Consider the following 12,142-nt stretch of genomic DNA (forward strand, 5'->3'; position numbering starts at 1 on the left):
TTCATACTTGAAATAATACTCAAAATGAAATATGGACCATTCTTTTATTATCAAACCCTCCAGTCAGCTTCTTTGTCAGGCAATGAGAAGGCAGCGATTTGAACAAGTTGTCTAGTCATTGAATTCTCTCTAAAGGAAGTAAATTAATGGAAAGAATTCGAGTCATCTAAAAAATTGGGAATTACCAATTATGTGTGAATGTAAATAGGTGGAACTAAAAATATTGAATAAAGAATGGAGTATAGGGTATGCGTAAAAAACAGCGAAGTATTATTCTTCTTATAACAATTATTTTTTTGCAAATGTGGAATCTTCCTCTATCAGCTCATGCTGCTAGTCCTCTTAATACGGAAGAATATTGATGTATTTATTAATAATTATCTCGAACGCAATGGACTACCTGGCGCATCCATTGTAGTTGTAAAGGACGGTAAATTAGTATATGAGAAAGGATATGGTCACGATTCTGAAGGAAAACCAATTACAGAAAAGTCGTTAATGAGAATCGGTTCCGCATCTAAATCATTTACTGCATTTGCTGTTTTACAACTTGTTGATGAAGGAAAAATCCAACTGGATGAACCAGTAATTAATTATTTGCCTGAGGTAAAAATCGACGATTCAAGATGGAATAAGGTTACAATACGTCAACTATTAAGCCACACATCAGGACTTCCAAACCCAGTTATTGTTCCACCAGCAAGTAACTTAAAGGAGGGTGTGGAACGTTTGAATGATTGGCAGTTACACGCAAACCCAGGAGAGAAATATTATTATAGTAATGGGAATTATTGGGTCTTAGCACTTTTGGTTGAGGAAGTAAGTGGAATAGAATTCTCTCAATACTTAGAACAAAAGGTATTCTCACCATTAGGAATGAATGATTCACTCACTACTGGTAATTCTAGAGACTTTGTACAAGGACTACCTAAGGGATATGTGACTGCATATGGAATTGCAGTACCCTGGACAGAGCTTGAAGCGATGAATATGGGGGCTGGAAGTATTATTTCAACAGCATCAGATATGGGGAAATGGCTATCCATGCAAACGAACCAAGGGAAGTCTAGAACAGGAGAGCAATTACTATCAACAAAATTATTGAAAGAATCCTATTCGCCGCAGCCAGTAACCAATAAATACGGGCTAGGTTGGGAGCTAAGTTCACCTGATGTAAAGCCAGCACGCATTTCACATAGCGGAGTGGAAACGACGTATCAAACGCAACAAGACATCATACCAAGTAGTGGCTATGCCGTTGCAGTCATGCTAAATAGTTTTACCCCTACATTTGAGCATGCTTATGAGATTAGTTCGGGTATTATCCAATTAACCGAGGGACAAGAACCTGAATTAAAAGCACCAGTATCTAAACTAATCGATTTATCCCTTGGAGTTATCACAGTGATTTACTTGATATTAGGAATTAGAGGGATACTGCGTAGTAAAATTTGGTCGGATAAACGGAAGCAAAATCCTCCTTGGAGGTTTTATTTACGTCTAATCCCACAGCTTGTGCCTGTTGTTGGAATCGGATGGTTATTCTTCATTGTTCCATCACTGGAGGATAATAGTTCAACGATAGTAGATGCATTTGGACTTTGGCCAGCTGCTATGATATTATTGGCTATTGTTTTCGTTATTGGATTAGTTCTCATAATCTCGAGAATTTATTATCGAAAAATAGGTAAAAAAATTTAGTAACATACTTTTGTAGTGTTTACGAACTTCATAGTTAGTAAAGTTAAATACATAAGGAATAATAAATTATATTCTATTTCACTATACTGTCATATAAAACGCTATTACCCTTTGACTATGGCGAAATGACAATATATAATAAATAATGAATTTATAAATGTTAAGGAGGATTATTAAAAAATGATGTGTGCAGGAAGACTACGATTCCCGACTTTGAACCAGTAATTGAATACGGTCAAAGGCTCTGCTTGGGTATGCAGAGTAAACGGGATTAGTCTGTCCTTTTTTAATAATCTTCATTTCATATATGTGAAATAGTTCTTCACCATATTCAGGCAATTTGTTACCATACTTAATTATCCTTTAAAGTGGGTCCGGATTAGCTAAGTATATATGTGGAGAATATGTAATGTAGTGAAAGGCAGCTTTTCTGCCTTTCTTTATTTTTGTCTAAATTAATTCTAAGGTCTTTCGAAGGTAGGTATATTGCTGCCTTCTTTTAAAAACCTTCTAACAGAATAAGGATGGGGTTCTTTCCCTTTACTCTCAGGTCACAAGCAGATGCTTGTGATTTTTTTATTTGAAAAGGAGATTAGCTATGACCAATAAAGTAAAAAGTGCTGAAATGGTTAGTAAATTTGTTCATGTATTACGTTGTTCAATTTGTAACAGGCCAATGGAGGTTATGGATTTAAAGAGTCTCGTTTGTTTAAATGAACATACGTTTGATCTAGCGAAACAGGGCTATATAAACTTGTTGACTCGTTCTGTAAATAGCCATTATGACAAAGAATTATTTAAAGCAAGAAAAAGTGTAATTAAGGAAAGTGATTTATTTTCTCTCCTTCACGAGAAAATACTAGAAATTATTAATGAATATTTAGAAGACTCAATGAGTGAAATCATGCTTTTTGATGCGGGCTGTGGTGAGGGTTCACATTTACAAAAAATAATAGATAATGCTGAAAATCTAGCCGTTACAGGAATTGGATTAGATATTTCAAAAGATGGTATAAAAATGGCAGCAAGTAATTATAAAGAATCCATATGGCTTGTTGGTGATTTAGCAAACTCACCTTTAGCTGACCAATCGTGTCATGTTATTTTAAATATCCTATCTCCTGCAAATTATAAGGAATTCCAAAGGATTTTAGTTTCAGATGGTATCGTTCTTAAGATTGTTCCTCGTTCTCATTATCTAAAAGAATTAAGAGAAGCATTATTCGATAATACAGACAAAAAGTCTTATAAAAATGATAAAACAGTCGCACTGTTTAACCATCATTTCCATCTACTAGATGTGATTAATCTCAGGTATACCAAGAAGTTAACACAAACAGAACTAATTCATTTAGTACAAATGTCTCCCTTAGCTTGGAATATAAGCGAAAGAGATATGAATCGAATCATAAATCAAGGTATTTCTGCTGTTACTGTGGATCTAGATATTTTAATAGGAATAAACAAGAAGACGAAAGGGGACAGATACTAATGGAAAATGTATGTATAGAAATGGAAAATATTGAAGTGACTTTTTTAAGTAGATTAGTATTAACTATCCCACAACTCTCTGTCCACCAGTTTGACCGAATTGGTATTGTTGGTAAGAACGGAACAGGTAAAAGTACCTTGTTGAAACTTATGGATGGCCAATTAAAGCCAGATAAAGGGCGAGTGAAACGATTTATAGACTTTGCCTATTTTGATCAACTAATAAGGCCTCAAGAAACTGAAATAGATTACGAGCTTAAAGGCAAACTGGCAATCCCAGAAACGGATATTGGAAATTTTAGTGGTGGCGAACAGACGAGGCTAAAATTAGCCCAACTATTCTCAACTTATCATGAAGGATTTTTAATCGATGAACCAACAACCCATCTTGATAACGAAGGTATTCGATTTTTTATCGATGAATTAACATATTACTATGGTGCTCTCATACTTGTGAGTCATGACAGGTACGTATTAGATAAACTTGTGACGAAGATATGGGAAGTAGAGAATGGAATTGTAACCGAATATACAGGTAATTATTCTGATTATGCAGCTCAAAAAGAGCTTCAGAAAAAACAGCAACAGGATCTACATGGAAAGTATGTTAAAGAGAAATCACGTCTTACGAAAGCTGCTGAGGAAAAAATGAAGAAGGCAGAAAAAATTACACAGGCAAATGGTCATATGTCCAAAAAAGAAACAAAAGCAAAGGCAAATAAAATGTTCATGACGAAGTCCAAGGATACAAGTCAAAAAGCAGTTCAACGAGCAGCAAAAGCAATCGAACAAAGAGTGGAACAACTTGAAGTGGTAGAGGCACCTAGAGAAGATAAACGCATTCGATTTCAGCAGTCCAGTGCTCTTCAATTACACAATAAATTTCCGATCATGGCAGATCGGTTAACGCTAAAGGTAGGGGAGAATACCCTTCTCGATACATCAAGCTTTCAATTTCCATTAGGCAAGACCATTGCTATCATAGGTAAAAATGGCTCAGGTAAAACTACGTTGCTTCGCTATATCCTACTAAGGAAGGAGATAACTATTTCACCTAAGGCTGTTTTTGGTATTTATGAACAAATGGATTATCAGTTTACCAAAGAAGAAACGGTACTGGAATATATGAAAGAAAAAAGTGATTACGATGAGAGTAAGATTCGTTCTGTCTTGCATTCCATGAGTTTTACAGGAAATGATTTTAAAAAGGATGTTCGTAACTTAAGCGGTGGAGAAGCAGTACGTCTCGTATTGTGTCAGCTTTTTTTAGGAAGATACAATATTCTTATTTTGGATGAGCCGACAAACTTTCTTGATGTATTTTGTATTGAAGCGCTGGAACGATTCATTAAAGCGTATGAAGGGACTATTCTCCTAGTGTCACATGATCGTAGCTTTCTTGATAAAGTTGCTGACTATATTTATGTGATATCCGATAAAAAGTTAGTATTATCAAGCTAATGTTAATACTATGAACAGGTATAGTCTACTCTTTTCTTCGAACTCCAAAAAAAATTGGTCATGCTAATATTTAGCATGGAAATGAGGGAAGGGAGGTGTTACTAATAAATGAAGGAGTGGTACACATGATGTATGTCTCCTTTCTTACATAAAGTTAGAGTCTTTCTCCCTACTCTAATCAATATACTCTTTATAATACCAGTCGTTGTTTCTTCTTGTAATGGAGGTGTAAATTTGGATAAGAACTCATTACTTAGATTGCTTGGAATCATTATAGCTTTAATATTTGGCTACTTTATTCTAACTCATATTTCTTTTGAGCAGGAGGAGGAATTTGGTAATTTTCCTATTCCAAAGGGTGCCAAAGTAATCAAAGAAGAGAAAAACTTTATAGCATATAGTTGGTCGAAGGCATCTGAAGAAGATGGTATTCCTAAAAGATATCAGAAAGAGTTGGAAAAAGAAGGATGGGAGATTGATTGGAGTGAAGGCGCTGGAACTATTTATAAGAAAAATAATATAAGGGTACTCTTGATTTGTTCAACAAGATACTTATCAATTAGCCTAGCTAAATAATAGAGTCTTCAACTATATAGGTATTAATCCAGGATTGCATTTTTTAGTGCATTACGATATAGTGAAATTACTACATAAGGAGGGTTATATAAATGCCAGCTTCAATTAGACTACGTTTCCGTGCTTTGAACAAGTAATTTAATATGTTCAAAGGCTCTGTTACCAAATACAGAGTAAACGGGAGTGGTCTGCCCATTTTTAATACCCTTCATCGGATTAGTATATATATTTTATGAAGTGAGGCAGACCTAGTCTGCCTTCTTTTTATAATATAGAAGGTTTGTTTCAACATTCTTTGATTATTGTTAATATAGTGGGTATCATCATTTCGTACCTACCGTTTACTTTTTAGGCACAGACGCTATGTCTGTGTCTTTTTTTTGGTAATTAATGAACGCCTATTAACAAGTGAAGGGAACGATTATTTAATGACAAAAAAAACCAGTAAACATAGAAATAGAAACATCAGCAATGGAGAGCCACCTAATTTTAGTGGGCAACATCTCATACACAATAAAAAATTATTAAATGAAATTGTAAAGAGAGCCAAAATATCCAATAAAGATCTTGTATTAGAGCTGGGTGCAGGTAAAGGAGCATTAACAGCTGTTTTGAATGAGCAAGCGAGAGAAGTATGGGCAATTGAGTATGATTCAAGATTTATAAATAAATTGGAATCATCGGGGATGCAAAATACAAAAGTGATTCAAAAAGATATATTGAAAGTACGTTTACCTCGTGAGCCATTTGTAGTTGTTTCTAATATTCCATTTGCCATTACAACAAATATTATGAAGATGCTTCTAAATAATCCGAAAAATAGTCTTCAACGTGCGATTATTATTATGGAAAAAGGAGCAGCCAAACGATTTACATCCAAATCAGTTAAAGATTGGTATGTGATGGCTTGGAGAATGTGGTTTGACATAAGAATCGAAAAAGGAATTTCGAGAGATAATTATTCGCCACCACCAAGAGTTGACACAGCAATGGTTTCCATAGTGAGAAAGAAGCAGCCACTAGTTTCTTATAAAAATGTGAAAACGTTGCAAGCGTTATTAGCATACGGATTGAAATATCCTACCGTGCCAGTTAATAATTTCTTAAGAAGTATTTTTACTGCACCACAAGCGAAAAAAGTTAGGGCCGAAATTAATGTTGTGCCTGAGCAAACAGTGAATAGTCTTAATGAAGAACATTGGTCAACGATATGCAATACTATGATCCAATATGTGCCACCTTATTTATGGCCGAGAAAATAAGGGATATAGTTTGTAAATTTTTTTTAACTACAAATTTGTTATTAAATGAAAGGGGGAAAATAAATAATAAAAATTGACGTGAATTTAATTTCAAAGTTTATTAATAGTCAATTTCCAAAATGGGCAAATTTGGAAATCAAAGCGGTTAAACAGAGCTGAAATGATAATAGAACATTTCACTTAGGCAAAAGTATGAGCATCAGGTTACCAAGTAATTTTGCCTTTACACCATAAGTTAAAAAAGAGCAGAAATGATTACCCATTTTATCCAAGCATCTTTCTACACCAATATCTGAACCAATAGCCATCGGAGAGCCAAGCGAGGATTACCCATATCATTGGTCTGTTAATAAATGGTTGGATGGAGAGACATTAATTTTACAAAATATAGTTGATACCGAGCAATTTGCAATGGATTTAGGAAATTTTTAGTTGAATCACAATCCATTGAGAGTATATGTAGGTCTCTCACCTGGCGCACATAATTTTTATCGAGATGGAGCTTTATGTATACGATGATGAGTTTAGGGATGCTATTAATCATATAGATTCTATGTTTAATAAACTATTAATGGAAGAAATATGGGAATTGGCATTAGCTTCAAAATAGGACGGGTAAGCTATTATGGGTACTTGGTGACATAGAACCCGGAAATATATTAATTAAAAACGGTAAGTTGTGTGCGATTTTTGATTTTGGCATGTTGGGTGTAGGAGATCCTTCTTGTGTGCTGCAATGGCTTGGACTTTTTTTGTTTCTCGTTGCAGAAAGTCATATAAGAATGTATTGAAATTTGACGAAGAATCCTGGAATAGAGCAAGATGCTGGGCTTTATGAAAGGCTTTAATAACCTAAACAATCTAACAAATTCCTCGCAGTGAATCACACAATATTGTAAAAGAAATTCTTAATGATTACGTAACAGAATGATAGAGTTTATTAATGCGAACTAGTATGGATTGTATGGTCCCGCATTTGCTTGACTAAGGAATAATGATGAGTTGAAATAAAACAATAAAAAGAAATTCGAGCAGTCATGAATAGAAATTCGCAATTTTAAAAGACATCACATTTGTGTCCATTTTGTAAAACACAAATGTGATGTCTTTACACGTTTTTACAACGTTCCTTATCTAGGTGATTTATGAAAATTCCATTCTATTTTTGCTAAATTTTTCATTATAAATAGTGTTTTTATTAATAATGATCCTACTCTAGTAAAAATTTTGCTTAACAAAAGAACAATCCTGGCATCATATTTAACAACTGCCTGAATTGATTATAATTTACAAAATAGTTGTATGAATAGTATAATTATGAACTTAAAGGGGGAATTAATATGTTAAAGAGAGCAATAGCAGTTTGCGTAATCATAGGATTGTTAGCAGCCTGCAGTTCGCCAAACACAGAAAAAGAAAAAGAAAAAGATACAGGGAACAAAGTAGATGCAGTAGAGAAAGTAGACAAAGAAGCATTGGAAAAGGAACAAAATGATGCTAGCAATTATTTTGAAGAAATGCTAACAGCGGTGGAAAATAATGATAAAACAAAATTTATGTCCTATCAAGATGAATCCAATGAGTTATTCTACAAGGAACAAGAAGTTTGGATGAAGGAATTAATACAAAGAAAAAATGAAGGCTGGGAGATTTCTGTCGGGATTAATAATATAACCCTGGAATCATTGGATCACGGAAGCTTAGAGTTAAAAATTAATATGAAGTTAAACGATGAAGATATCAGTAATCATATTACATATCCGATTAATAAAATAGATGGAAAGTGGAAAGTAAATGATCTTGCTTTTAAGAAAATAGTAGATGGACCAATAAATCTCTACTATCTTCCTTTCATAGAGAATGACGCAGAAGTTATACTAGCGGATATAAAGGATCTAGTTAATTTATACACCGAAACATTTGGGTGGGAGCCTGAGGAGTTAAATATTAAGCTTTATACATCGCTTGAAGAAATTTCAGCTTCCACCGGATGGCCACATCTATACGGGGTTGCTGTTCCATTTATTTCACTTAAATTTTTGGTTCAAGGAAGTTACTCCGAATCAACGTATTCATTGATGAAACACGAAATAGTGCACATGATGTTTTCAGATCTTGCAAACGACAATACCCCTACCTTTTTACAGGAAGGTCTTGCGACTTTTGTTTCAACAGCAGTAACGAAAGATAATTCTGGAAAACCACAATTGGATTTATCAAAAATAGCTGAAAGAGAATCAATTATTTTAGAAAATATGGAAGAAATAAAACCTATAGATAATCTAAAAGACCTAAATTATACAGATGATGATGTTGATATTTATGGGATGGGTTTTTTAATAACAGATTATTTAATACAAACAAACGGAATTGAAAAATATGTAGATATGACAAAAATCCTGAAGAAAAACGAAGTTGTAGATAGTGATAATCCAGATCGAGAAAAAATCGTGTTTGAACGAGCTATTCAAGCGTTGGAAGAAACCTATGGTTCCTTAGAAGAATTGTCAAGTGGGTATGTAGATTATTTTAATAATAAGCAATAGAGCAAAAAAAACTAGAAAAAGAACTCTATTAATTATAACAAAACGTGATACCATCCTTTAAAAAGGTAAGGTATCACGTTTTTATTGTTTTCTTATATGGCAAATAGGAGAGTAATGCTGAAGATAGTTGCTCTAATTTAACTATTATAAATCTATTTAAAGATGAATCAAATGGGAGAATAGTATTAGGACATATACTCACTAGCAATGAATCATAAGTTGACTAGGTGAGCATATTTTATATCAGCTGCACAACTAAATAGTTATATAAAATTGCATTAACTCAAAATATATTACATTGAAGGCTTATAAAAACAGTGGGAAGTAATGCTTTGACATAAGAATTTTACAATGTTCAAAAAAGATGTTCTTACTATAGATAGCTTCTCTGTTAAAAGTATAAGAAGTAATCCATACTACTAATAATATTCATGTAATTTATTCATGGATACAGAATAAAGCTAGAATCGGGGAGGAACATACATGGATCTGAATTTATAAGGAAAAACGACACTAGTTACCGGCTCAACATCTGGAATTGGAAAAGCGATCGCTATGTCATTAGTCGCAGAAGGTGCAACTGTACTTATTAATGGACGTCGTGAAGAAAAAATTAATCAAACAATAATAGAAATCCAAGCAAAATATCCTCATGCTAATCTTCAGTCAGTAGTAGCTGATCTAGGAACAGAACAAGGGTGCCAAAAGGTTATTGAGCAATACGCTGAATTAGACATTCTTGTAAACAATTTGGGAATCTTTGAACCTATTGAATATTTTGCTATTCCAGACGCAGATTGGTTTAAGTTTTTTGAGACCAATATCATGAGTGGCGTTCGTCTTTCTCGCTGGTACCTAAAACAAATGATTCGAAAAGGAGAAGGCAGAGTCATCTTTATCGCTAGCGAGGCAGCAATCATGCCATCTTTAGAAATGGCACATTATAGTGCGACTAAAACGATGCAGCTCTCACTCTCTCGCAGTTTAGCGGAGTTAACCAAAGGAACAAATGTGACTGTCAATACTGTTATGCCTGGTTCCACATTAACAGAAGGAGTGGAATCCATGTTAAATAGCCTTTATCCAAATGAGAAATTAACAATGGAAGAGGCTGAAAAGCGATTTATGAAAGAAAATAGACCAACCTCCATTATTCAAAGACTTATTCGGCCAGAAGAAATTGCCTATCTTGTAACATACTTAAGTAGTCCTCTTTCATCCGCTATTAATGGCTCCGCATTACGAATAGATGGGGGATTAGTACGCAGCGTTTTTTAATTACTAAAGAAATGTATATCTGCTAATCGTCCAATGCTAAAGTATCATAGAGAAATTTATTTTGTTAAGGATCGAAAAATATGGAGTTGAAGCGAGACTAAAGCTTGATCAAATTCCTTAATACAATTGGACCTATAGACCTACTGATTTCGATATAGGAACCGCGAGTAAATTAGTAACAGGGGGAACAGAATAAATATTATAGGACTTTTGAAAGAGTAACCTTCCATGCATAGATGGAAATTAAAACCTGTGATTTTTGATTGAATTCAGTTGATACTATGCAAAAGAACATCAGCAGGAGGGTCTTGATGTATAATAAAATATTAATTCTAACTATTTTTTGTTTTATATTACTATTTCCAACGATTTCCCATGCACAAGTGATTCATGTAGTGAGACCAGGCGATAGTCTATATAAAATTTCTAAGCAATACCGTGTTAATAAGGATGAGCTCGCAAAATTAAATGGCATAGCCAAAGATATTCAATTAGTACTTGGCCAGTCTCTATTAATTCCTAGTTCAACTTATGTAGTGCAGCCAGGAGATAGTATTTGGGAAATAGCATACCGTCATGCCATTAGTGAAGAAAAATTAATGAGCCACAATAAATTAAAGAGCCGAGTCATTATCCCAGGGAAAAAATTAAAAATACCTAGACAGTCCAAAATGGATCTTTGGACTGGTACGTACTTTGTTCCAAAAGATAAAAATACAAATGCATGGATGCTTAATAATTATAAAAGTACACTTACCAGTGTTTTCTTATTTGAGTATCATTCCGATGATCAAGGTAATATTATTGGAATAGCGGAAAACGAAGCTCATAAAATAGCTTGGAATCAAAACATGACCCCATATGCTACACTATCCAATCTGAGCGAAAAAGGATTCGATCCCGAACTAACACATAAATTGATAAGTAATCCGAGTCAAAGAAAAAAATTCATTAATAATATATATTTGCTTCTGGACAGCCATGATTATAAAGGAGTAGTCATTGATTTTGAACAGATTAAAGCGAGAGATCGAGAAAACCTAAATCTATTTATTAAAGAACTAGCTGCTAAACTGCATCCTTCAGGCATGGAAGTCCTGATGGCTGTTCCCCCAAAACAAGGAGACCAGGTGCCGTCTTACTCTGTCGCTTATGATTATGAGACGTTAGGAAAGTATTTGGATAGGATGTTTTTAATGACATATGATTGGCATTGGCCAGGTGGTCCATCGGGCCCTATTGCTCCGATTGATAAAGTAAGAGAAACATTAAACTATGCTGTATCCGTTGTTCCGAAATCTAAACTAATGCTAGGTATTCCACAATATGCTTATGATTGGACAATCACAGGGGATGAAAAATCAGGCACTTCTTACTCCACCCAGCATGCAATTGATTTATATACAGGTTATCAAAGTAACATAAATTATGATGAAAATGCGGGTGCCCCGTGGTTTCGATATGTAGATAAATACGGTAAACTACATGAAGTCTGGTTTGAAGATCCACGTAGTCTTCTCGCTAAATTCCGTCTAGTAAAGGAATACGGATTAGCTGGAATGGGATGCTGGCATTTAGGACTCACGATGCCACAAACGGAAAAAATGTTACTGGAAGAGTTTCGTATTGTTAAATAAGCCTCTAAAGTAGAGGGATTGAATGATTCCTCTTCTTGATTAATCCTGTACTAAATACAGGATTATTTTATTAATGCTTTTAAAACCACAGGCTATGCCTGTGTGAAAATAAACCTTCTAGGGATGTAACAAAAGAATCTCCAATCGTATAATAGAGATGGCCGTCAAACCAAATCTAAAAAACGAGAGG

The 12,142-nt window shown here is 34.2% G+C and carries 8 protein-coding genes and 1 pseudogene; all 9 read left to right on the top strand.

Annotated features, from left to right (window positions below; genetic code table 11):
- The first annotated feature begins 327 nt into the window (after positions 1-327).
- Positions 328-1,701: a serine hydrolase domain-containing protein gene (locus tag HNR27_RS13895; RefSeq protein ID WP_429340192.1), complete on the top strand. Its 1,374-nt coding sequence runs from the start codon at positions 328-330 to the stop codon at positions 1,699-1,701.
- 598 nt (positions 1,702-2,299) lie between these two features.
- Positions 2,300-3,193 carry a putative RNA methyltransferase gene (locus tag HNR27_RS13900; protein WP_429340193.1) on the top strand — a complete coding sequence of 298 codons (894 nt, stop codon included), beginning with the start codon at positions 2,300-2,302 and terminating at the stop codon, positions 3,191-3,193.
- Positions 3,193-4,653, top strand: a complete 1,461-nt coding sequence (locus HNR27_RS13905; RefSeq protein ID WP_429340194.1) for an Msr family ABC-F type ribosomal protection protein — start codon at positions 3,193-3,195, stop codon at positions 4,651-4,653. Before HNR27_RS13900 ends, HNR27_RS13905 begins: the two co-directional genes overlap by 1 nt.
- Before the next feature lie 234 nt (positions 4,654-4,887).
- Positions 4,888-5,229: a hypothetical protein gene (locus tag HNR27_RS13910; protein ID WP_212919783.1), complete on the top strand. Its 342-nt coding sequence runs from the start codon at positions 4,888-4,890 to the stop codon at positions 5,227-5,229.
- Between the two features lie 428 nt (positions 5,230-5,657).
- Positions 5,658-6,491 (top strand): 23S ribosomal RNA methyltransferase Erm, encoded by an 834-nt coding sequence (erm, locus tag HNR27_RS13915; protein WP_429340195.1) that lies wholly within the window; start codon positions 5,658-5,660, stop codon positions 6,489-6,491.
- Between the two features lie 662 nt (positions 6,492-7,153).
- Positions 7,154-7,282, top strand: coding sequence for a hypothetical protein (locus HNR27_RS13920; protein ID WP_429340200.1), 129 nt, complete (start codon positions 7,154-7,156; stop codon positions 7,280-7,282).
- Positions 7,283-7,831: 549 nt separating this feature from the next.
- Complete coding sequence (locus tag HNR27_RS13925) at positions 7,832-9,037, top strand: M1 aminopeptidase family protein (protein ID WP_429340196.1); 1,206 nt, start codon at positions 7,832-7,834, stop codon at positions 9,035-9,037.
- A gap of 501 nt (positions 9,038-9,538) precedes the next feature.
- Positions 9,539-10,315, top strand: a pseudogene (locus tag HNR27_RS13930) (SDR family NAD(P)-dependent oxidoreductase); the annotation flags it as partial.
- A gap of 311 nt (positions 10,316-10,626) precedes the next feature.
- Entirely contained in the window at positions 10,627-11,952 is a 1,326-nt protein-coding gene (locus HNR27_RS13935) for a glycoside hydrolase family 18 protein (RefSeq protein WP_429340197.1), read from the top strand.
- The last annotated feature ends 190 nt before the right edge of the window (positions 11,953-12,142 follow it).

The sequence above is a fragment of the Ornithinibacillus bavariensis genome, assembly GCF_050433565.1.
GTDB lineage: Bacteria > Bacillota > Bacilli > Bacillales > Amphibacillaceae > Ornithinibacillus > Ornithinibacillus bavariensis.